Source organism: Niveispirillum sp. KHB5.9, assembly GCF_048066115.1.
In the GTDB taxonomy this organism is placed as follows: domain Bacteria; phylum Pseudomonadota; class Alphaproteobacteria; order Azospirillales; family Azospirillaceae; genus Niveispirillum.
Window position 1 is genome coordinate 135,262 of the sequence record NZ_JBLTYX010000007.1, and the last position, 21,795, is coordinate 157,056.

22 protein-coding genes are annotated in these 21,795 nt (G+C 65.4%); 17 read left to right on the forward strand and 5 right to left on the reverse strand.

The window, feature by feature from the left end; genetic code table 11:
• Positions 1–10 precede the first annotated feature (10 nt).
• Positions 11–700 carry a glutathione binding-like protein gene (locus tag ACM9HJ_RS14135; protein ID WP_416572380.1) on the forward strand — a complete coding sequence of 230 codons (690 nt, stop codon included), beginning with the start codon at positions 11–13 and terminating at the stop codon, positions 698–700.
• A 118-nt stretch (positions 701–818) separates the two neighbouring features.
• On the opposite strand, the gene ACM9HJ_RS14140 is transcribed toward ACM9HJ_RS14135, so the two are convergent.
• Both ACM9HJ_RS14140 and ACM9HJ_RS14145 read right to left on the reverse strand, forming a co-directional pair.
• On the reverse strand, positions 819–1,202 hold the full coding sequence (locus ACM9HJ_RS14140) for a DUF488 domain-containing protein (RefSeq protein ID WP_416572381.1): 384 nt from the start codon (positions 1,200–1,202) through the stop codon (positions 819–821).
• Entirely contained in the window at positions 1,199–1,681 is a 483-nt protein-coding gene (locus ACM9HJ_RS14145) for a PaaI family thioesterase (protein WP_416572382.1), read from the reverse strand. The genes ACM9HJ_RS14140 and ACM9HJ_RS14145 overlap by 4 nt, the downstream gene beginning before the upstream one ends.
• A gap of 44 nt (positions 1,682–1,725) precedes the next feature.
• Between ACM9HJ_RS14145 and ACM9HJ_RS14150 the strand changes: the two genes are divergently transcribed.
• Positions 1,726–2,184 (forward strand): MarR family winged helix-turn-helix transcriptional regulator, encoded by a 459-nt coding sequence (locus tag ACM9HJ_RS14150; protein WP_416572383.1) that lies wholly within the window; start codon positions 1,726–1,728, stop codon positions 2,182–2,184.
• A gap of 3 nt (positions 2,185–2,187) precedes the next feature.
• On the opposite strand, the gene ACM9HJ_RS14155 is transcribed toward ACM9HJ_RS14150, so the two are convergent.
• Positions 2,188–4,275 (reverse strand): ComEC/Rec2 family competence protein, encoded by a 2,088-nt coding sequence (locus tag ACM9HJ_RS14155; RefSeq protein ID WP_416572384.1) that lies wholly within the window; start codon positions 4,273–4,275, stop codon positions 2,188–2,190.
• A gap of 235 nt (positions 4,276–4,510) precedes the next feature.
• On the opposite strand from ACM9HJ_RS14155, the gene gltX reads away from it, so the two are divergent.
• The 3 genes from gltX (at position 4,511) to ACM9HJ_RS14170 (ending at position 7,565) form a co-directional block, all read left to right on the forward strand.
• Positions 4,511–5,914, forward strand: a complete 1,404-nt coding sequence (gene gltX / locus ACM9HJ_RS14160; RefSeq protein WP_416572385.1) for a glutamate--tRNA ligase — start codon at positions 4,511–4,513, stop codon at positions 5,912–5,914.
• A 105-nt stretch (positions 5,915–6,019) separates the two neighbouring features.
• On the forward strand, positions 6,020–7,348 hold the full coding sequence (gltA, locus tag ACM9HJ_RS14165) for a citrate synthase (protein WP_416572386.1): 1,329 nt from the start codon (positions 6,020–6,022) through the stop codon (positions 7,346–7,348).
• On the forward strand, positions 7,341–7,565 hold the full coding sequence (locus ACM9HJ_RS14170; protein ID WP_416572387.1) for a hypothetical protein: 225 nt from the start codon (positions 7,341–7,343) through the stop codon (positions 7,563–7,565). Before gltA ends, ACM9HJ_RS14170 begins: the two co-directional genes overlap by 8 nt.
• Before the next feature lie 3 nt (positions 7,566–7,568).
• Here ACM9HJ_RS14170 and ACM9HJ_RS14175 read toward each other — a convergent pair whose 3' ends face one another.
• Complete coding sequence (locus tag ACM9HJ_RS14175; RefSeq protein ID WP_416572388.1) at positions 7,569–8,135, reverse strand: GNAT family N-acetyltransferase; 567 nt, start codon at positions 8,133–8,135, stop codon at positions 7,569–7,571.
• Between the two features lie 119 nt (positions 8,136–8,254).
• Between ACM9HJ_RS14175 and ACM9HJ_RS14180 the strand changes: the two genes are divergently transcribed.
• Positions 8,255–8,551 (forward strand): acylphosphatase, encoded by a 297-nt coding sequence (locus ACM9HJ_RS14180; protein ID WP_416572389.1) that lies wholly within the window; start codon positions 8,255–8,257, stop codon positions 8,549–8,551.
• 111 nt (positions 8,552–8,662) lie between these two features.
• Here ACM9HJ_RS14180 and ACM9HJ_RS14185 read toward each other — a convergent pair whose 3' ends face one another.
• Positions 8,663–9,202, reverse strand: coding sequence for a hypothetical protein (locus ACM9HJ_RS14185; RefSeq protein WP_416572390.1), 540 nt, complete (start codon positions 9,200–9,202; stop codon positions 8,663–8,665).
• Between the two features lie 140 nt (positions 9,203–9,342).
• Here ACM9HJ_RS14185 and ACM9HJ_RS14190 point away from each other — a divergent pair, with 140 nt between their 5' ends.
• From ACM9HJ_RS14190 to ACM9HJ_RS14240, 11 genes are all read left to right on the forward strand, one after another.
• Positions 9,343–10,107: a glucose 1-dehydrogenase gene (locus ACM9HJ_RS14190; protein ID WP_416572391.1), complete on the forward strand. Its 765-nt coding sequence runs from the start codon at positions 9,343–9,345 to the stop codon at positions 10,105–10,107.
• 138 nt (positions 10,108–10,245) lie between these two features.
• Positions 10,246–11,031: an SDR family NAD(P)-dependent oxidoreductase gene (locus ACM9HJ_RS14195; protein ID WP_416572392.1), complete on the forward strand. Its 786-nt coding sequence runs from the start codon at positions 10,246–10,248 to the stop codon at positions 11,029–11,031.
• 11 nt (positions 11,032–11,042) lie between these two features.
• Positions 11,043–12,110, forward strand: a complete 1,068-nt coding sequence (locus ACM9HJ_RS14200; protein WP_416572393.1) for a phosphotransferase — start codon at positions 11,043–11,045, stop codon at positions 12,108–12,110.
• Positions 12,111–12,230: 120 nt separating this feature from the next.
• On the forward strand, positions 12,231–12,629 hold the full coding sequence (locus tag ACM9HJ_RS14205; protein ID WP_416572394.1) for a BlaI/MecI/CopY family transcriptional regulator: 399 nt from the start codon (positions 12,231–12,233) through the stop codon (positions 12,627–12,629).
• Complete coding sequence (locus ACM9HJ_RS14210; RefSeq protein WP_416572395.1) at positions 12,626–14,239, forward strand: M56 family metallopeptidase; 1,614 nt, start codon at positions 12,626–12,628, stop codon at positions 14,237–14,239. Before ACM9HJ_RS14205 ends, ACM9HJ_RS14210 begins: the two co-directional genes overlap by 4 nt.
• Positions 14,240–14,390: 151 nt before the next feature.
• A complete protein-coding gene (locus ACM9HJ_RS14215; RefSeq protein WP_416572396.1) occupies positions 14,391–15,485 on the forward strand; it encodes an ATP-dependent 6-phosphofructokinase in 1,095 nt (364 codons plus the stop codon).
• Positions 15,486–15,605: 120 nt separating this feature from the next.
• On the forward strand, positions 15,606–16,106 hold the full coding sequence (locus tag ACM9HJ_RS14220) for a TIGR02444 family protein (RefSeq protein WP_416572397.1): 501 nt from the start codon (positions 15,606–15,608) through the stop codon (positions 16,104–16,106).
• Between the two features lie 59 nt (positions 16,107–16,165).
• Positions 16,166–18,223 carry a M13 family metallopeptidase gene (locus ACM9HJ_RS14225; RefSeq protein WP_416572398.1) on the forward strand — a complete coding sequence of 686 codons (2,058 nt, stop codon included), beginning with the start codon at positions 16,166–16,168 and terminating at the stop codon, positions 18,221–18,223.
• A gap of 212 nt (positions 18,224–18,435) precedes the next feature.
• Positions 18,436–20,475 (forward strand): M13 family metallopeptidase, encoded by a 2,040-nt coding sequence (locus ACM9HJ_RS14230; protein ID WP_416572399.1) that lies wholly within the window; start codon positions 18,436–18,438, stop codon positions 20,473–20,475.
• An 81-nt stretch (positions 20,476–20,556) separates the two neighbouring features.
• Positions 20,557–21,003, forward strand: coding sequence for an acetyltransferase (locus ACM9HJ_RS14235; RefSeq protein WP_416572400.1), 447 nt, complete (start codon positions 20,557–20,559; stop codon positions 21,001–21,003).
• A gap of 64 nt (positions 21,004–21,067) precedes the next feature.
• Positions 21,068–21,793, forward strand: a complete 726-nt coding sequence (locus tag ACM9HJ_RS14240; RefSeq protein ID WP_416572401.1) for a glutamine amidotransferase — start codon at positions 21,068–21,070, stop codon at positions 21,791–21,793.
• Positions 21,794–21,795 lie beyond the last annotated feature (2 nt).

The following is a 21,795-nucleotide window of genomic DNA, read 5'->3' on the forward strand; positions in this document are numbered from 1 at the left end:
ATCACCGACGATGACCATCCAGTTCCATGCCTGGCCCACGCCGAACGGCTTCAAGGTTTCTATAGCGCTTGAGGAGATGGGCCTGCCCTATGATGTGCATGCCGTGAATATCGGCGCCGGCGACCAGTTCAAACCCGAGTTCCTGCAGATCGCCCCCAACAACCGCATGCCGGCCATCGTCGATCCCGACGGGCCGGAGGGCAAGCCGCTGAGCCTGTTCGAAAGCGGTGCCATCCTGATCTATCTGGCGGAAAAGACCGGCCAGTTCCGGCCCAAGGACCCGGCAGTCTGGTACACCCATATCCAGTGGCTGATGTGGCAGATGGGCGGCGTCGGCCCGATGTTCGGCCAAGCCGGGCATTTCATCGTCTTCGCGCCGGAAAAGATCCCCTACGGGATCGATCGGTACCGCAACGAGTCCAAGCGCCTGCTGAAGGTGGCCAATACCCGCCTGGGCGAGGCCGCCTATCTGGGCGGCGATGATTACGGCATCGCCGACATGGCGACATTCCCCTGGATCCGTAACGCGCCCAAGTACGATATCGACCTGAACGAGTATCCCAACGTCCAGCGCTGGTTCAACGCCATCGCCGCCCGCCCCGCCGTGCAGCGTGGCCTGGCCTTGCTGGCCGACAAGGTCAAGCCCGCCGGCACCCCGCTGTCCGACAAGGAACGCGAGAACCTGTACGGCAAGAAGTAAACCTGTACCCGATCCCATCGGGTGCAAGTCCGGCGGCGACTGCTGCCGCGCCGCACGTGCGGCGTAGCCAAGCTGCCGGATGGCAGCGCCGGCGACTGAGGAACAGGTATAAGCGACGTCAGGGCGATGGGGTTCCGACCGCATCGCCCGTCCGCAGGATGTCGGCCAGGACGGTTGCATTGTTCCGCATCTCGTCCTTGGCGGCATAGAGCAGCGTAACAGGCCCTTTCAGCGCCAGTTCCCGTAGCCGCTCCAGCGCTTCCCGCCCCACCCCATCGGCCAGTTCGGCCGCATAGTCCGGCGGGAACAGGTGCCAGTTGGCCGGATCGCCATGCGTGCGCTTGCGCAAGCCATGGCTGGGCGCCACCTCCTTCAGCCACAGGTCGATCATCGCCTTTTCCCGCGCGATGCCACGCGGCCACAGCGCATCGACCAGCACGCGCAGACCGTCCGCATCGTCCGGTGCCGCATAGACCCGTTTCACCCTGATATCCGCGATCATTTCGGCCCCAGCACGATCAGGGTGGAGGTGCCGTGGGCCAACACCTTGCCATCGGCCGACAGCACCCGCGCCTCCGTGGTGATGATCTGCCGTCCCTGCGACACCACCCAGGCCTCCGCCCGCACGGGTCCCGCCATCACCGGAATGGGGCGGGTGAAGTTGCCCTTGGTTTCCACCGTCGCATAGCCCAGGCCGGCGGGCAGGACGCTCTGCGCCGCACAGCCGGCGGCACTGTCGATCAGGGTCAGGGCCCAGCCGCCATGCACCATGCCGAATGGATTGGCCATATGCATGCCCGGCTCGCCCACAAAGGCGGCCCGCCCCTCCCCCACCTCCGCCAGCCAGAAATGCATGGTGCGGGCGATCGGCGGCTGCGGCAGACGCCCGTCGATGATGCGTTCCAGCACCTCCCGCCCCGTCAGGCCCACCACCTGTTCCGGCGTGGCCAGCCCATATTGCCAATTCTCAAGCGCGCCCATGGTTCCGCATTTCCTTGTATCTACAATTATTGTATATACAAGGAATGAGCCGACCTGACAAGACCACCCGCTTCACGCTGCGCACCGACGCGGCGGAAGCCTTCACCACCGACATCGCCGCCCAGGCCCGCCTGGCGGCGCGCCGGCTGACCCGGCATCTGGACCGGGCACTGGAACCACTGGGCATGGGGGCGGCGCAGTTCGGGCTGCTGTGCCTGGTGGCATCGGCCGATGACGACCATCTGTCCGCCCTGGCGCTGCGGGCCGGACTGGACCCATCCACCCTGACCCGCAACCTGGAGGGGCTGGCGCGCCGGGGCTGGGTGGAGGTCACCGACCAGGGGGCCGACCGCCGCCGCCGCGCCGCCTGGCTGACGGAAACGGGGGCGCGGGTACTGGCCACCGCCATTCCGCTCTGGCGGCAGGCACAGGGGGATTTGCCGCCGGAACTGGCGGGGCTGACGGCGGGACTGATGACGGGCACGGAGCGGCTGGCGGATTGAAAATCATCCCCAGGGTCGGGCACCGGCCGCCACCCGTACCGTCTCCAACCCGATCCCCTCCTTGCGCAGATACAGCGCGTGGGCGCCCTTGTCCGCCAGTTGCCCGGCATCGATGACCAGCGGCACGGCGCAGTCCGCCACCAGCCAGCGGGTGACCAGCGCATCGGCACCCGAAGCACAGGCTTGCGGCACGGATGTCTTGGCCAGGGCAATGGCGACACGGCTTCCGTTCAGGCTGTAAAGACAGATATCCGGGCTGGCGCAGGTCAGCCTTCCATCCCTGGTCCCCGTCTTGGGCCAACGTTGCGGCGGATCGGGCAGCCCGTCACGCTGGGCCCATTCATCACTGTCGAAGCGACCGGCCACACGGGTGGAAACGGCAAGGCCACCATCAGCCAGGCGCACGCCCACCACCTTGCCCTCCGCATTGATGCGAAGGTCGGGCCGGAATGAAAGCGGCAGGAACAGCAGTCCCGTCAGCATCCCCACCACACCCAGCAGCCGCACCCGCCCCCGCCAGAGACACAGCCAAAGGCCGGACAGGGTGAAGACCACCAGGCCCGCCGCCGGCAGCAGCGGCAGGGTGATGGCGGCCCCCGGCATGTCGGCCACCCAGTGCGCCGTCCACAGGATCGCCTCCGCCCCCCAGCCCATGGCCGTCAGCGCCCAGCCGTCCCAGCCCAGCGGCATCAGCAGATAGACGACCAGCCCCCAGGGCATGACCCAGAAGCTGGTGACCGGCACGGCGATCATGTTGGCCAGCAGGCCGTAATTCGACATCTGCTGGAAATGGTGCAGGCCGAACGGGATGCTGGCCAGCCCCGCCACCAGGGAGGTCAGCGACAGGCTGCCCACATAGGTCAGGCCACGGCCGACCAATCCCTGCCCGCCTTCCCGCCGCCGCGCCGCCATCCAGGGCGTCACCAGTTCGAACGCCGCGATCAGGGCGATGACGGCGGCGAACGACATCTGGAAGCTGGGGCCCACCATGCTTTCCGGCTGCACCAGGATCACCGCCAGGGCGGCCAGCGCCACGACACGCATGGAAAACGGATTGCGATCCACCAGCACCGCCAGCAGCATCACCCCCGTCATCAGCACCGACCGCTGCGTCGGCACGGGCGATCCCACCATCAGCATGTAGAAGACCGACACGGCCAGCGCCGCCACCGCCGCATATTTCTTGATCGGGTGGCGCAGCGCGAAAGCGGGCCACAGCGCCATGCCACCGCGCAGCAGGAAGAACACCAGCCCGGCCACCAGCGCGATATGCAGGCCGGAAATGGAGAGCAGGTGTTGCAGCCCCGATTGCCGCATCGCCACCATATCCTCTTCCGGAATGGCGCCGGGCTGGCCGTTCAGCAGGGCCGCCACCATGCTGGCCACAGCGGGGTCGGGCAGCCGTGCCGCCGCGCGCTCCGCGATCACCTGCCGCCAATGTTCCAGGGAGAGATCATCCTCCGGCGCCAGGGCCAGACGCTTTGCCGGCCCCAGCACGAAGCCGGTGCCGCCGATCCCTTGGAAATAAAGATGACGGCGCAGGTCGAAGGCACCGGGTTCGGCCGGCTCACCCGCCGGCCCCACACGGGCGAACAGTCGCACCCGCTCGCCGATGGCGGGCGCCACCTGCACGTTACGTAGCGAAGCGCGTATCCGTTCCGGCGTGTCGGCAGGGGGCAATCCACGGATCGACAGGTCGATCAGGATGAGGCGCAACCCGCTTTCCAGCCGGTCGATCCGCTCCACCCGACCCGTCACCACCGTCGGCCCCAGGTCCGCCCGCATCACGGGTGCGGCCACCAGGGTGGTGCGCCCTTGTGCGGCAGTGAAGCCCAACGGCAGGGCCAGCAACAATATCCAGGCCGCCAGCCCCCATTCCGGGCGCCGCACCTGCACCAGGACAGCCATCAGCAGGGCAATGCCCAACGCCACCGGCCCGACCCAGATCGCCGGTTCCCGATCCAATCCGAAATAAAGGCCGATGCCGACCCCGGCCAGCACGGGAAACCACAGGATCCAGCGGCCGCTTTCCGCCAGCAGGCCGTCGGCCAGCCAGGACAATCCCGTCCAACGCGTCAGCCCCGCCCGCATGCCGCCGTTACCCCCACACCCACCACCTACAAGTAGATGAAAACCGACATGGTTTCACGCAATTGTTTCTGTCGGCCCGACACACCCCCTCGCAACATGTCGCGCCGCCCCCGGCACCCACGACTTTTCGCGGGGGGAGCCACCCCGGCCCCGCGCTGTTCAGGGCTGGCGGCGCTGTGCTACACCACCCCGCAAACAATCATTCTGCCCTTATGGGGCTATTAAGAGTTCTGCGATGACCGTTACCCGCTTCGCCCCCTCGCCCACCGGTTTCCTGCATATCGGCGGCGGCCGCACGGCCCTGTTCAACTGGCTGTTCGCCAAGCATCACCAGGGCAAGTTCCTGCTGCGCATCGAGGATACGGACCGTGCCCGGTCCACCGATGCCGCCGTGGACGCCATCCTGGAAGGGTTGAAGTGGCTGGGTCTGGAATGGGATGGCGAGGCGGTGAGCCAGTTCGCCCGCAAGGACCGCCATACCGAAGTGGTATCCCAGATGCTGGCCAACGGCACCGCCTATCGCTGCTACTGCACCCCGGAAGAGCTGGATGCGATGCGCGAGGCGCAGAAGGCCGCCGGCCAGCAGCCGCGCTATGACGGCCGCTGGCGCGACCGCGACCCGTCCGAGGCTCCCGCCGGCGTGGCCCCCGCCATCCGCCTGAAGGCCCCGCGTGAGGGGGAGACGGTGGTGAAGGACCATGTGCAGGGCGAGGTGCGGGTGCAGAACAGCCAGTTGGACGACCTGATCCTGCTGCGTTCCGACGGCACGCCCACCTACCTGCTGGCCGTGGTGGTCGACGATCATGACATGGACGTGACCCATGTCGTGCGCGGTGATGACCACCTGACCAACACGTTCCGTCAGCTGCAGATCTATAACGCCATGGGCTGGGCAGCGCCGGAATTCGCCCATATCCCGCTGATCCATGGGCCGGACGGGGCCAAGCTGTCCAAGCGCCATGGCGCCTTGGGCATCGAGGCCTATCGCGACATGGGCTTCCTGCCGGAGACCATGCGCAATTACCTGCTGCGCCTGGGCTGGGGCCATGGCGATGCGGAGATCATCTCCACCGCGCAGGCCATCGAATGGTTCACGCTGGAAGGCATCGGCCGGTCGCCCTCGCGCCTGGATTTCGCCAAGATGGAGAACCTGAACGCGCATTATATCCGCGAGGCGGACGATGCGCGGCTGGTCACGCTCACCGCCCCGTTCATCGAGGCCAAGATCGGCCGGCCCTTGAGCGATGTGGAGAAGGACCGGTTCCAGCGTTCCATCCCCGGCTTCAAGCCGCGGGTGAAGACGCTGATCGAACTGGCCGACGGCGCCATGTACCTGTTCGCCACCCGCCCGCTGGTGCCGGACGAGAAGGCGGCCGCCTTGCTGACGCCGGACGTGCGCGGTCAGGTCGCGGCCCTGGCCGGGCTGTTCGCGGGTGCGGCAGAATGGAACGCCGCCACCCTGGAAGGTATCGTTCGCGACTTCGCCGAAACCAACGGCCTGAAGCTGGGCAAGGTGGCGCAGCCGCTGCGCGCCGCCCTGACCGGAACCACGGTTTCCCCGCCGATTTTCGAGGTCGCCGAAATTCTCGGACGTGATGAGAGTTTGTCGCGTTTAGAAGATGTCAAAAACAATGGTTAAACAGATGCTGTTGCGTTGCACTCGCTGCGGCGCGGCACTAAACTCCGCCCCGCATTCAAAGACGGGGCGGTAACCCCTAACGAAAACCCTTGAGGACGTGCCGACATGAGCCAGACAACCCAGACGGCGGGCGATGGAACCGCCGAGACGGTGACCCTGATCGACAACCGGACCGGTAAGAAGATCGACTTGCCTATCCTTAAGGGCTCGACGGGGCCGGATGTCATCGACATCCGAAAGCTCTACGGCGCCACCGGGTGCTTCACCTACGATCCCGGCTTCACCTCGACGGCATCGTGCGACTCGGCCATCACCTATATCGATGGCGACGAGGGTATCCTGCTGCATCGCGGCTACCCGATCGACCAGCTGGCCGAGAGCTCCGATTTCATGGAGACCTGCTATCTGCTGCTGCATGGCGAGCTGCCCACCGCCGCGCAGAAGACGGAGTTCGAGGCCACCATCACCCGTCACACGATGGTACATGAGCAGCTGACGCAGTTCTTCCGCGGCTTCCGCCGCGATGCGCACCCGATGGCCGTGATGTGCGGCGTCGTGGGTGCCCTGTCGGCCTTCTATCATGACAGCACCGACATCAACGATCCCAAGCAGCGTATGATCGCCTCGCATCGTCTGATCGCGAAGATGCCGACCATCGCCGCCATGGCTTACAAGTATTCCGTCGGCCAGCCCTTCATGTATCCGCGCAACGACCTGGGCTATGCGGAGAACTTCCTGTACATGACGTTCGGCGTGCCGTGCGAGCCGTACAAGGTGAACCCGGTCATCGCCAAGGCGATGGACAAGATCTTCATCCTGCACGCCGATCACGAGCAGAACGCGTCGACCTCCACCGTGCGTCTGGCCGGCTCCTCGGGTGCCAACCCGTTCGCCTGTATCGCCGCCGGTATCGCCAGCCTGTGGGGCCCCGCCCATGGCGGTGCGAACGAGGCCGTGCTGAAGATGCTGGAAGAGATCAAGACCGTTGATCGCATTCCGGAATTCATCGCGCGGGCCAAGGACAAGAACAGCGGCTTCCGCCTGATGGGCTTCGGCCACCGGGTCTACAAGAACTACGACCCGCGCGCCAAGGTCATGCAGCAGACCTGCAAGGAAGTGCTGGCCGACCTGGGCATCAAGGACGATCCGCTGCTGGACATCGCGGTGGAGCTGGAGCGGATCGCCCTGTCCGACCCGTACTTCATCGAGAAGAAGCTGTACCCGAATGTCGACTTCTATTCGGGCATCATCCTGAAGGCCATCGGCTTCCCGACCAGCATGTTCACCGTGCTGTTCGCCCTGGCCCGCACCGTCGGCTGGATCAGCCAGTGGAAGGAAATGATCGAGGATCCCGGTCAGAAGATCGGCCGTCCGCGTCAGCTCTACAAGGGCGACGTGGCCCGCGACTATGTCCCGGTCGAGAAGCGTGGCTGAGCGCAAGCATAGCCAGCAGCGTAAAGCGGGCGGTCCCCTTGGGGCCGCCCGTGACGCTTCCGGCTTTTCCAGCTTTACACCGTTCCTGTGGCGGCGCCCCTCGCCCGCCAACGACAATCCCGCCCCGCTGGCCAAGCGCCTGCGCCGGACGTTCAACCTGCTGCTGCTGGGCAGTGTGGTCGGCGGCCTCGTCTGGTCCGCCATTGTGTTTCGGTAAGACTTACCCGCCCACGGGCGGATCGGCGGCCAGCCTTGCCAGTGGGACCAGATCGGTCCAGCCATAGGCCACTTCCGTCAGCTTGGCACCGGCGAAGCTGATTGGCTGTTCGGCCAGCAGATCGCCGCCCAGTCTTTCATAGAAATAGCGCGACGGGTTGTCCCGCAGCACCCAGACCACGGCCGACTGTGTGTCCCCGGCCAGAAGATGCTGTGCCATGGCGGCCAGGAAGCGCCGGCCCAGCCCCTGGCCCTGCGCCTGATCCAGCAGATAGAGCGCATAGAATTCCCCGCCGAAGCCGGGCAGTCCCGTGCGCTGCGGCCCGCAGGACGCGAAACCCAGGATGCGCCCGCCGGGCCCCTGCGCAACGAAGGTGCGCCGGCCGCGCGGCGGGGCGGAACCGGACAGCAACCCGCGCCAGCGCCGTTCATGCGTGGCCGTGGACAGGCCCACCAGATAGCGGTCGGGCAACATGCCGGGGTAGGTTGACCGCCAGCTTTCCACATGCACATTGGCAATGCCCGCCGCATCGGCGGCGGTCGCGGGACGGATCAGGCTGGCAGCAAGCATGGCCCCCTCCGGATGGACGGCATCCATCCCCATGCTGCCCCAGAAAAGCGCCATTGGCGAGCGACATTGACAAGTGCCGCCACCTTGGGCTGGATAGCGGCAATGAAAGCGAGACATTCATGACAAATCCGATGGATGACCGGCGCGCCGTCAGCGTCACCGTCACCGGGCGGGTACAAGGCGTCTGGTACCGCGGCTGGACCGTGGAACAGGCACGCGCACGCCAGCTGGATGGCTGGGTCCGCAACCGCGAGGATGGCAGCGTCGAAGCCCTGTTCGCCGGCCATGGATCGGACGTGGACGCCATGCTGGACGCCTGCTGGCAGGGCCCGGCCAACGCCATCGTCATCAATGTGAAAGTGTCCGAGGCCGCCGATCCGGGCCTCAGCGGATTCGATCAGCGGCCGACGGTTTAAGCTCTTTGTTCCCTCAGGCGCCGGGCGCCCGCATCCGCGGGCTTGGCTTACGGCGCACGTGCGCCGGGCCGGCGGTCGCCGGCCTTCAACGGTCATGGACAATGACCGTTGTTATCTCACCTTCGGGAAAGCCGGCAGCGCCGACGGCTCCGTCTGCTTATAGGCGAAGCTGTGGCCCGGCGCCCATTTACCCTCACTGAGATATTCGGCGTTCGATGACATGGCGTCGCCGATGACCACCATGGTGGAGCGCACACGGCTGATCTTGGGGTGGCCCTTCACCTCCTCTTCCGCGATCAGGCGGCCGGGACCATCGGCCCGCATCACCCCCTGGGTGTGGAAGCCGGCGGTGGTGAAATAGTGATAGATCAGGGTCTTGGACGGCGCGTCCCAGAAGATCATCGTCTCACCGCCATAGGATGCGTCGGCCATGGAATGGGTGACGCGGATGGCCTTACCGCCCAGCGCCCATTCCCAGCGGGCAATGTCGGTCACCGGCTTGCCGTCAGGCCCCTTGCCCTCCCCCTTCCAGGTCTTGCCCACGAAGCCGGACAGGTCGGCGAACGGATCGGTCTCCGCAGCCCGGAGCGGGGCGAAGGACAGCAGCAACAGGCCCGCCAGGGCCAGCATGGTTCCCACCAGACGACGCATGACTCACCCTCCCGCTCATGGATTGTTGATCAAAGCCTAACACGGAATACGTTGCCCCACGTCACCGTTTCCCCTACATTCAAACAAACGTTTGATAAGCGGCATACGTGACCGCAGCCTATGTTCGGGAGGGAATGATCATGGTGGGACGCCTGCAGGACAAGATCGTCCTGATCACCGGGGGTGCGTCGGGTATCGGCTTGGCCACGGCGCGCGCGGCGCAACGTGAAGGCGCCAAGGTGGTCATCACCGACCGTAACGTGAAGGGCGGTGAGGAAGCCGTGGCCGAATTGGGCGGCAGCGTCGAATTCCTGGCCCAGGACGTGACCAGGGAAGAGCGCTGGGTCGAGGTCATCGCCCATATCGTGGGCAAGCATGGCCGCCTGGACGGGCTGGTCAACAATGCCGGCTGCGGGTCCTTGCACAATATCGAGGATGAGACGCTGGAAGGCTGGCGCTTCGTCCATGCTGTCAATGTCGAGTCCACCTTCCTGGGCTGCAAATACGCCATCAAGGCAATGAAGCAGACGGGCGGCGGGTCCATCGTCAATGTCTCCTCCGTCGCCGGTCTGTCCGGCGCTGCCGATTTGGCCGCCTATTGCTCCGCCAAGGGGGCCGTGCGCCTGCTGACAAAGTCGGTGGCCATGTGGTGCGCGCAGCAGAAATACGAGATCCGCTGCAATTCCATCCATCCCTCCTTCCTCTACACGCCCATGGTCCAGCAGATGATCGATGTGGCACCGGATGCGGAGAAGATGCGCCGCCGGCTGGAGCGCACCGCACCCCTGGGTCGCATGGGCACGCCGGAGGATGCCGCCAACATGGTGCTGTTCCTGCTGTCGGACGAAAGCCCGTTCGTGACGGGTGCGGAATTCGCCGTCGATGGCGGGACTACAGCGCAGTAATTTCTTTGTCCCTAAGGCGCCGGGCGCCGCCATCCGACGGCTCGGGCTTACGGCGCATGTGCGCCGGGCCGGCAGTCGCCGGCCTCCAGCGGTCCAACGACCGCTGGTCAGGCCCCTAAACCATAAGGAAGAATGCACATGACCACGCATCCCCTGTTCGACCTGTCCGGCAAGGTGGCGCTGATCACCGGTTCCTCGCGCGGGATCGGCCGGTCCATTGCCCATGAATATGCCCGGGCCGGGGCCAAGGTCGTCATCTCCTCGCGCAAGATCGACGCCTGCCTGACCGTGCGGGACGAGATCATCGCCGCCGGCGGGCAGGCCATCGCGGTCGCCTGCAATATCGGCCGCAAGGAGGAATTGCAGGCCCTGGTCGATGCCACCGTGGCCGAATGGGGCCGCATCGACATCCTGGTGGCCAATGCCGCGATCAACCCGGTCTATGGCCCGCTGTCCAGCGTCAGCGAGGAGGCCTGGGACAAGATCATGGGCACCAACCTGCGCAGCACCTGGCAGCTGTGCAACATGGTGGTGCCCGGCATGACCAAGCGCAAGGACGGGGTGATCATCATCCTGTCCTCCATCGCGGGCCTGCGCGGCAACCCGGTCATCGGCGCCTATGGCGTGTCGAAGGCGGCGGAAGCCGCCCTGGTGCGCAACCTGGCCGTCGAACATGGCCGCGCCAATATCCGCGTCAACGGCATCGCGCCCGGGATCGTGGAGACGGATTTCGCCAAGGCCCTCACCGACAATCCCGACATCGCCAAGGCCGTGATGCGCCGCGCGCCCCTGGGCCGTTTCGGCAAGCCGGAGGAGATCGCGGGCGTGGCCATGATGCTGGCGGCTCCCGCCGGCGCGTTCGTCACCGGCCAGCTGCTGGTGGCCGATGGCGGCGCCACCATCGCCGATCCCACGATCCTGTAAGGAATATCAGCATGAGCGAGGGCAAGGGTGCCGCCGTCCTGATCGACGTGCTGGCGCAGCACCGGTTCGATGAGGCGGCGCTGGGAACCTATCTGTCGGCCAATCTGGACGGGTTCCAGGGGCCGGCGACGGTGCAGCAATTCCAGGGTGGGCAGTCCAACCCGACCTTCCTGGTCACCGACAATGCCGGTGCCCGCTTCGTGCTGCGCAAGAAGCCGCCCGGCAAGCTGCTGCCCAGCGCCCATATGATCGAACGGGAATTCCGCGCCATGCAGGCCCTGGCCGGCACGGCGGCCCCGGTGCCCAATGCTCGCCTGCTGTGCGAGGATGCGGGCATCATCGGCACGCCCTTCTATGTCATGGACCATATCGATGGGCGCATCCTGTCGGATGTGGCGCTGGACGGGTTCAGCAATGAAGACCGTACCGCCATCTATGACAGCATGAATGAAACCCTGGCCGCCTTGCACAAGGTGGATTGGAAGGAAGGCCTGGCCGATTTCGGCCGGCCGGAGCAGTATATCCTGCGCCAGGTGGAACGCTGGTCGAAGCAGTTCGTGGCCACCAAGGGCGAGAGCGACATCCCGGCCATGGACAGGCTGATGGAATGGCTGCCCCGTGCCGTGCCGGTCGGCGACGAGACCACCATCGCCCACGGAGATTTCCGCCTGGGCAACCTGATGCTGCACAAAACGGAACCGCGCGTCGTCGCGATCCTGGATTGGGAACTGGCCACACTGGGTCATCCGCTCTCCGACCTGGCCTATAATTGCATGGCCTACCACCTGCCGGCCGGGATCAAGCAGTTCCCCGGCCTGAAGGGCGTGGAACTGGCGGGCCTGGGCATCCCGTCGGAAGCGGATTATGTCGCCGCCTATTGCCGGCGCACGGGCCGGGCGGGCATTCCCGACTGGCCCTATTATCTGGCCTTCGCCTTCTTCCGCATCGCCGCCATCTGCCAGGGCGTCTATGCCCGGGCGCTTGCCGGCAACGCCGCCGACCGCAAGGCCCTGGCCTATGGCGATGTGGCTCGCGCCGCGGCAGAGACGGGCTGGCGGTTCGTGTCGGATCGCGCATAGCCATATGGGGCGGATTACCATGGCGTAATCCGCCCCATCCCCTCCCCCTTCTCCACCTTCGCGGACCCGAACGGATTCCGCTTGTTTGCTACGGCCCACAATGCTACAGACTGTAGCACTATGGATGATAGCACTACACAAGATCACAATCCGTCGGACCTGGGCGATCTTGAGAGAGAGATCATGGACCTGGTCTGGCGGCGTGGACCCGTCAATGCCGATGCGGTGCGAGAGATGCTCAGCCGCCCATTGAAGGAGTCCACGGTCCGCACCGTCCTGAAGCGCCTGGAGGAGAAGGGATATCTCACCCATGACGTGGAGGGGCGGACCTTCATCTACCGGGCGGCGGAGGGGCGTGATCGTGTCGCGGCCCGCGCCGTGAAGCGCATCGTCGATTGGTTCTGTGGCGGATCGGTGGAGGATGTCGTGGTCGGCATGGTCGAAACCGACATGCTGTCGCCCGAACAGCTGCAGGCTTTGGCCGAGAAGATCGAGAAGGCTCGCAAGAAAGGGACATGATGCTGACGCTGCTGCTGGAGGCGGCCCTGCGCTCGGCCGCCCTGATGGGACTTGCCTGGCTGGCGCTGCGCCTGCTGCGGGTCACCAATCCCTTCACCCAGATGGCCGTCTGGGTCGGGGTACTGGGTTTCTCGCTGATCATGCCGCTGCTGATGCGCCTGGCCCCGACCGATACCATGGCCGTGCCGCTGGACGGTATCCGCCTCTGGCTGCGGCCCGCCGCGGAACTGGTGGCGGCCGCACCGACCACCGCGGGGGAAGCGGCACCGGGGACGGTCTCCGCCTGGGCCTGGGTGGACTGGCGGATCGCGGCAATGACGCTCTATCTGCTAGTGGCGGGTGTGATGCTGCTGCGTCTGGCGGCGGGCATGCTGGCCAGCCTGCGGCTGCGGTCATCCGCCCTGCCCCAGTCAGCCCCCTGGACGGGAACGCACGATGTGCGGGTCTCCACCCGCATCAATGTTCCCCTGACCATTGCCGGCAGCATCCTGCTGCCCCCCGATCATGTCCGCTGGACGGATGTGAAGCGCCGGGCCGTCCTGGCGCACGAAGCCTCGCATATCCAGCGGGGCGACTATTACACGCTGCTTCTGGCCGCCATCCACCGGGCCCTGTTCTGGTTCAGCCCGGTCGCATGGTGGCTCAACAATCATCTCGCTGAGCTTGCCGAGGCCAACAGCGATACCGACGCTCTTGAACAGATGGAGGATCGCTTGAATTACGCTGAAATCCTGGTGGAGATGGCCCACAAGGCAAGCCGCCTGCCCGCCGGTCTGGCCATGGCACGTCCCGCCACCGTTGCCGCCCGTGTCGACCGTATCCTGGCCGGCGGCACCCTGCCGCTCCGGATGAACGCCGCCCGCTGGGTGCTGGTGCTGGCGTTGCTGGCCCCGGCCGCCATCGCCACCGCCGGTACCAATGGGGTGGACAAGACCGACCCGGTTGTCGCCGCCCGCATGGTGGAGCAGCAGAAGCCGCGTACCGCCGTTGCTATGGACCCGGCCACCTATGACAAGTTCGCCGGCTATTACGAGATGCCCTTCACCGCGTCCCGGCCGCTGAAGGTCTATCGTGACGGCACCCGTCTGATGGCGCATGTCATCGGGCAGACGCCGATGGAATTCTTCCCCGAAAGCCAGACCAAGTTCTTCTCCAAGGAAGCACCCGTCCAGGGCACGTTCCAGTTGGACACCACCGGCAAGGTGACGAGCGTGGTGCTGCACCAGAATGGCCACGAACTGCCCACACCGCGTATCGACGACGCCAAGGGCAAGGCGCTGGAACAGGCACTGGCCGCCCGCGTCGCCTCCAACAAGCCCCTGCCCGGCAGCGAGGCGGCCCTGCGTGCCCATATCGCCCAGATCAAGGCGGGCAAGATCGACCGCGACGGCCTGCTGCCCGATCGGGCCGACGGCGTGATCGCGGTGCTGCCCAAGATCCAGGCGGAGATGCTGCCGCTGGGTGAGTTGAAGAAACTGGAGTTCCGGCGCGTGGATGAGGGCGGCATGGACGTCTATCGCGCCACCTACGACAAGGGCGTACGCGACTGGTGGGTGCTGGTCACCCCCGACGGCAAGCTTGACAGCATGTGGTTCGGCCCAGCCGCTTGACCTTCGATCCCCATCGACGCGAAACGGCTGCACCTGGGGCGCCCCAAAACGGGCGCCCCTTTTTTCTTGGCGCGACAAGCCGACGCTGGATGGTTGCCCCCCGCCCCCCATTCCTGGCACCCTGGCCGGCAAAGCCCAGGGGGAAAGCCAAATGGAAAGAACAGCCGCAGCCAAGCGTATCGGCATCCTGACCAGCGGCGGCGACTGTGCCGGCCTGAACGCCGTCATCCGTGCCGCCGTGCACCGCGCCGCCCATTATGGCTGGGAGGTGGTGGGGATCGAGGACGGGACCCAGGGCCTGCTGGCCCGGCCCGTGCGCTATGTGAACCTGGATGTGAACCGCGTCGACGGCGCCGTGATGCGCCAGGGCGGCACCATCCTGGGCACCACCAACAAGGGCGATCCGTTTGCCTATCCCATGGCCGACGGGTCGAAGAAGGACCGCAGCCAGGAGATCATCGGGGGCCTGCGCGAACTGGGCGTGGACAGCCTGATCGGCATCGGCGGCGACGGGTCCATGGCCATCCTGCGCCAGCTGGCCCATATCGGCGGCATCAAGCTGATCGGCATTCCCAAGACCATCGACAATGACCTGGGCATCACCGAAATGTCGGTGGGCTTCGACACCGCCGTGGCGGTGGCGACGGAGGCGCTGGACCGGTTGCAGCCCACCGCCGCCAGCCATGAACGCGTCATGGTGCTGGAGGTGATGGGCCGCGATGCCGGCCATATCGCCCTGTCGGCCGGCATCGCCGGCGGAGCCGATGTCATCCTGCTGCCGGAACTGGTCTGGTCGGTGGCCGGCGTGGCGGCAAAAATCCATCGCGTACGCGATGGCGGCCGCAACTTCGCCCTGGTCGTCGTGTCCGAAGCGGTGAAGACCATGGAAGGCAATGCCGCCAAGCAGGAATTCACCGACGGGCAGAGGCGCTATGGCGGCATCGGCAATTATATCGGCCACCTGATCGCCGAGGCGACGGGGGCGGAGACGCGGGTCACCGTGCTCGGCCATGTACAGCGCGGTTGCCCGCCGGGCCATAATGACCGTGTCCTGGCCTCGGCCTTCGGGGTGGCGGCGGTGGATTTGCTGGCGGAGGGCAAGTCCGACCGGCTGGTCGCCTGGTCCAACCGCCGGGTGATCGACATCCCCATCACCGACGCCATCGCCACCTACGCCGCCGTGGATACCGACGGCACGCTGGTGACGACGGCGCGGGGCCTTGGGATTTATGTGGGGGATGTGTGAGGCCGCTTAAAAGCGTGTTCACGCAAAAGTCTGGGCCGTAAGGTTTCAGTCAACATCTACCGTCACCCCGGCCTTCGCCAGGGCGACGCTAGAAAGGGTGGCAACGAAAGTGCCCATCAGATGCCCCAAGATTTCTGGTCCTTCTCCCTCTCCCTCTATGCCACCCCCGGCGTCGCCCATGCCTGCCTGCTGGCCCAGGACAGCCACGGCGCCGACGTCAACCTGCTGCTCTGGGCCGTCTGGTTGGCAGCCCAGGGCCATGATCTGACACCGGCGGAACTGGCCGACGCGCAGGCCGCCACCACGCCCTGGCGGGACGAGATCGTCCGCCCGCTGCGCGCCATCCGCCGCCAGCTGAAATCCGGCCCTGCCCCCGCCCCGGATACGGCCACGGAGTCGCTGCGCACCCAGGTCAAGGCGGCGGAGCTGGAGGCCGAGCGCATCCAGCAATCGGTCCTGCAAACCCTGCCCAAGGCCCGCCGGACGGGGGGCACTGTTGCCGATCTGCTGCGGGCCAACCTGTCGCTGTTGCCCGGCGGCGACGTTCTTGTGCCTGTAACAATGCCGTTACATGCCGACCTTCGCGGCGGCCCGGACGCGGTGCTAGGGTCCCCCGCATAACAGACCGCCTTCAAGCGCGGCACCTTACACATCAATCGTCCATATGACGGGGGAACCACATGGCAAGCAAAGGCTTGTGGCTGACGGTATCGCTGGTGGCCGTGGCGGCCATCGGTGCGGGCAGCTATCAGATACTGAAGACCCAGCAGCAGGAAAAGGCAGCGGCGGAAGCCGCGAAGATGAAGCTCGTCCTCGATCAGGAGGTCAATCCCTGCGACGACTTCTTCCTTCATGCCTGCGGACCGTGGATCAAGGCCAATCCCATACCGGCCGACCGGTCGCGCTGGGGCACCTTCGACGAGCTTCAGCAGCGCAACCAGGACCTGCTGCATACGATCCTGGAAAAGGCCGCCAAGGGCGACGAGCCGGGCACGGCCAAGATCGGTGCCTTCTATGCCGCCTGCATGGATGAGGCCGCCGCCGATGCCGCCGGTGTGGCGCCGGTGAAGCCACTGCTGGATCAGATCGCCGCCGTGACGGACAAGCGCGCGCTGGGCACGTTGCTGGCCACGCTGCACAATGCCGGCGTCAATGCCCTGTTCGGCTTCGGCGCACAGCAGAGCTTCGCCAAGGCCGAGGACACGATCGCCGCCTTCGACCAGGGTGGTTTGGGCCTGCCCGACCGCGACTATTACTTCAAGGATGACGAGCGCTCCACCAAGCTGCGCGACGCCTATGTGAAGCATGTCGCCGCCATCTTCGTGCTGGCCGGCGACAGCGTCGATCTGGCGGACAAGAAGGCCGCCGCGGTGATGGCACTGGAGACCAGGCTGGCCACCGGCACCATGAGCAAGGTGGACCGTCGCGATACCGAAAAGCTGAACAATCCCGGTACCTTCGCCGCCTTCAGCGACAACGTGAAGGGCGTGGATTTCGCCACATATGTGAAGGATGTCGGCGCCCCCGCCTTCACCGACATGAATGTCAATGATCCGGGTTTCTTCGCCAACCTGGACAAGGTGCTGGCCGAGACCAGCCTGGACGACATCAAGATTTACCTGTCCTGGCAGACGCTACGCGCCACGGCCCCCTGGCTGTCCAAGGGCTTCGTGGATGAGAATTTCGGCTTCTACGGCAAGACCCTGTCCGGTGCCGCCGAAATCCGCCCGCGCTGGAAGCGCTGCACGACGGCCGCCGATACCGCGCTGGGCGAGGATCTGGGCAAGCATTTCATCGAGGCCGCCTTCGGGCCGGAACATAAGAAGCGCATGCTGGTCATGCTGGACGACCTGCGCGCGGCTTACGCCGAGGACATCAAGGGTCTCGACTGGATGAGCGACGAGACCAAGGTCAAGGCGCAGGAAAAGCTGGCCGCCATGGCCCAGAAGATCGGCTATCCGGAAAAGTGGCGCGAGTATGCGGCGCTGGACGTGGAGAAGGGCGATCTGATCGGCAACCAGCTGCGTTCGGCCAAGTTCGAGAATGCCTATCAGCTGGCCAAGATCGGCAAGAAGGTGGACAAGAACGAATGGTTCATGACCCCGCCGACCGTGAACGCCTATTACGATCCCAGCCAGAACAACATCAACTTCCCGGCCGGCATCCTCCAGCCGCCCTTCTTCGACTTCCAGGCCGATGACGGCCTGAACTATGGCGCCATCGGTGCCGTCATCGGCCATGAGATGACCCATGGCTTCGATGACGAAGGCCGGGCCTTCGACGCCGTCGGCAATCTGAAGGACTGGTGGACCGAAGAGGATGGCCACAAGTTCGAGGCCAAGGCTCAGTGCCTTGTCGACCAGTACGGCTCCTATCAGGTTGCCGGCGACACCAACCAGAATGGCAAGCTGACCCTGGGTGAGAACACGGCCGACAATGGCGGCCTGCGTCTGGCCCTGATGGGTCTGAAGGCCCGCCTGGGTGGCGATGCGGCGCTGACCAAAAAGGATGCCAATGGCGTGACCGCGGAACAGAAGCTGTTCTATGGCTGGGCCAGCGTCTGGTGCTCCTCCTCCAAGCCGGAGAACGAGCGGCTGCGCGCCCAGACCGATCCGCATTCGGCCCCGCGCCACCGCGTGAACGGCACGGTCGCCAACATGCCGGAATTCGCCAAGGCCTTTAACTGCAAGCCGACGGACAAGATGGTCCGCGGCGACAAGGCCTGCAAGGTCTGGTAACCCACCGGCATCAAGCCATGTAGGCATGGAAGGGGCGGCCCCGCGGGACCGCCCCTTTTTTCATGGCGCAACGAAGCGGCAACAGGCTTTTACCGAACGGTTACAAAGCCGGGTCGCCGCCTGCCCATCCTGCATGGTAATTTTCCGCCACAATCAAAAGGCCGGGAACGGCCTGATCCTGCACATGAACCATAAGAAACAGAGGCGTTGAGATGAAACGGATCGGGATGGGTGCCAGCAGCCTGCTGGCGCTGGGACTTTCTGTTATGCTGGCCAATAGTGCACTGGCCGAGACCAAGGCCGGCAAGCCGCCGGCACCGGGCCTGCCCGTGCTGGACGAAGCGGTGTCGCCTTGCGAGAATTTCTTCCTGCATGCCTGTGGCACCTGGCAGAAGGAAAACCCCATCCCCAACGATCAGGCGCGCTGGGGCAATTTCAACGCGCTGGCCGACCGCAATCTGGACCTGCTGCACAATATCCTGGACGAGGCGGTGGCCAAGCCGCAGGCCAAGACCGCGCGTATCGCCAATTTCTATGCCTCCTGCATGGACGAGTCCGGCGTGAATGCCGCCGGTCTGGCCCCGCTGGCCCCAGCCCTGGACCGCATCAAGGCGCTGTCGGACAAGAAGCAGCTGGGCGGGCTGGTCGGCTATCTGCATGACCAGGGGGTGAACACCCTGTTCGGCTTCGGCCGCATGCAGAAATTCAGCGACGCGGTGCAGACCATCGCGGCGGCCGGCCAGGGTGGCCTGGGCCTGCCCGACCGCGACTTCTATTTCAAGGATGACGCGAAGTCCAAGGAACAGCGCGCCGCCTATGTCGCGCACATCGCGAAGATATTCGAACTGGCCGGCACCCCGGGCGAGGCCGCCAAGGCCAAGGCCGACAGCGTCATGGCGTTCGAAACGGCGCTGGCCGAAGCGTCGATGACCCGCCTGGAACGCCGCGATCCGCAGAAGCAGAACAACCCCACGACCCTGGCCGATTTCGCCAAAGCCTATCCGGCAATCGACTGGAACGCCTATCTGGCCGTCGTCGGCGCCCCGTCCTTCAGCGAAATGAATGTCGGCCAGCCGAAATTCTTCGAAGCACTGAACGCCAGGCTGAACCAGGCCTCGCTGGACGAGATCAAGACCTACCTGACCTGGCACACGCTGCGCGCCAATGCCCAATGGCTGCCCACCGCCTTCAGCGAGGAGGCGTTCAATTTCTATGGCCGCACCCTGAACGGCACCAAGGAACAGCGCCCGCGCTGGAAGCGCTGCGTCGCCGCCACCGACGATGCGCTGGGCGAGGATCTGGGCCAGTATTTCGTGGAGAAGGCTTTCGGGCCTGAGCACAAACAGCGCATGCTGACCATGGTCGGTGACGTACAGGCGGCACTGAAGGACCGGATCAGCAACCTGCCCTGGATGAGTGATGAGACCAAGACCAAGGCCCATGACAAGCTGGCCAACATGCCCAACAAGATCGGCTATCCCGACAAGTGGCGCGACTATGGCAAGCTGACCGTGGTGAAGGGTGAGTTGCTGGGCAATGTCATGCGTGCCAATGCGTTCGAACAGCGCCGCGTGCTGTCGCGCATCGGCCAGCCGCGTGACAGCACCGAATGGGGCATGACGCCACCGACGGTGAACGCCTATTACTCGCCGCAGCAGAACAATATCAACTTCCCGGCCGGCATCCTGCGCCCGCCCTTCTTCGATTTCACCGCCGACGACGCCTATAATTACGGCGCCATCGGCGGCGTGATCGGGCATGAGATCATCCACGGCTTCGACGATCAGGGCCGCAAGTTCGCCGGCGACGGCAACCTGAAGGACTGGTGGACCGAAGCCGATGCCAAGGGTTTCACCGAACGCGCGCAATGCCTGATCGATCAGTATAGCGGCTTCCAGGCGGTGGAAGGCGTCAACCTGAACGGCAAGCAGACGCTGGGCGAGAACACGGCCGACAATGGCGGCCTGCCCGTCGCCTTGGATGCGCTGAAACGCCGGCTGGGTGAGGCCGGGATGGCCAAGAAGATCGGCGGCCTGTCGGCCGAACAGCGTTTCTTCTATGGCTGGGCCAATGTCTGGTGTGCGCATGAACGCCCGGAATTCCGCCGCCTGCAGGCCCAGACGGGCGTGCATTCCCTGCCCGAATACCGCGTGAACGGCACCCTGTCGAACATGCCGGAATTCGCCAAGGCCTTTAACTGCCAGCCGACGGACAAAATGGTCCGGGGTGAAAAGGCCTGCAAGGTCTGGTAAGCGCAGGATTTTTTCGTCACCATGGGGGCCGGTTCCATTCGGGACCGGCCCTTTTTCTTGGCTCCCACACGGACCTTCCCGATGCTGCCCGCCGATATCCGCCTGTCCAGTCCGGATGAGATCGCCGCCATCCACCACGTCTGGCGCGCATCGGTGGATGCCACGCATGGCTTCGTGGCCCCGGAGGACATCGCGCTTTATGAAAAGCTGCTGCTGACACTGTATCTACCGCAGAAGCCGCAATGGCTGGCCCTGACGCCGGACGGCGCCACCGTGCAGGGCTTCATCGGCCTGTCGGGCCCCAAGATCGACGCGCTGTTCGTGCATCCGGACTGGCATCGCAAGGGTGTGGGAAGGCGGCTGATCGACAAGGCCGTCAGCCTGAACCCGCATCTGCTGGTCGATGTGAACAGCCAGAATCCGGGGGCCGTGGAATTCTATGCGGCGCTGGGCTTCATCGAAGTGGGCCGTTCGCCCGTCGATCACGCTGGAAAACCCTATCCGCTGATCCATATGGCACGGGTGTAAAGCTTGCCAAGGTCGGCGATCGTCATTATTCCCATTAAGATATAACGATGCCGGGAAGCCCACCATGAACCGTCGCAAACGCACGGCCATCGCGCTACGTCATGTCGCCTTCGAGGATCTGGGGCTGCTGGCCCCCATCCTGGACCGCGAGGGCTGGCACGTCGCCTATGCCGACGCGGCGATTGAGGATCTAGGCGACAATGCTATCCGCAAAGCCGACCTGCTGATCGTGCTGGGCGGGCCCATCGGGGTTTACCAGACCGATGCCTATCCGTTCCTGCGCCGCGAGATCAACCTGATCGAACGGCGGCTGTCGGCCGGACTGCCCACCTTGGGCATCTGCCTGGGCAGCCAGTTGATGGCCCGCGCCCTGGGGGCGAATGTCTATCCGGGGCCGGTGAAGGAGATCGGCTGGGGCCCCGTCACCCTGACGCCGGAGGGGACCGCGTCCAGCCTGGCACCACTGGGCGAGGAAGGGGCGGCCGTCCTGCACTGGCATGGTGATACGTTCGACCTGCCGGCCGGTGCCGTGCGGCTGGCCGGCAATCGCAATTACGAAAACCAGGCCTTTGCCCTTGGCGACAAGGGTCTGGCACTCCAATTCCATCTGGAAGCCGGGGCACGGCAGCTGGAGGAATGGTATATCGGACATGCCGCTGAGTTGTCCGCTGCCGACCTGTCGGTCCCGGCCCTGCGCCGGGAGACCAAGGCCCATGCCGACGCGGCCGCCGGCCGTGCCGAACAGGTGTTCGGCACCTGGCTGCAACGGATCGGGCAAGAAGGATCGTGACG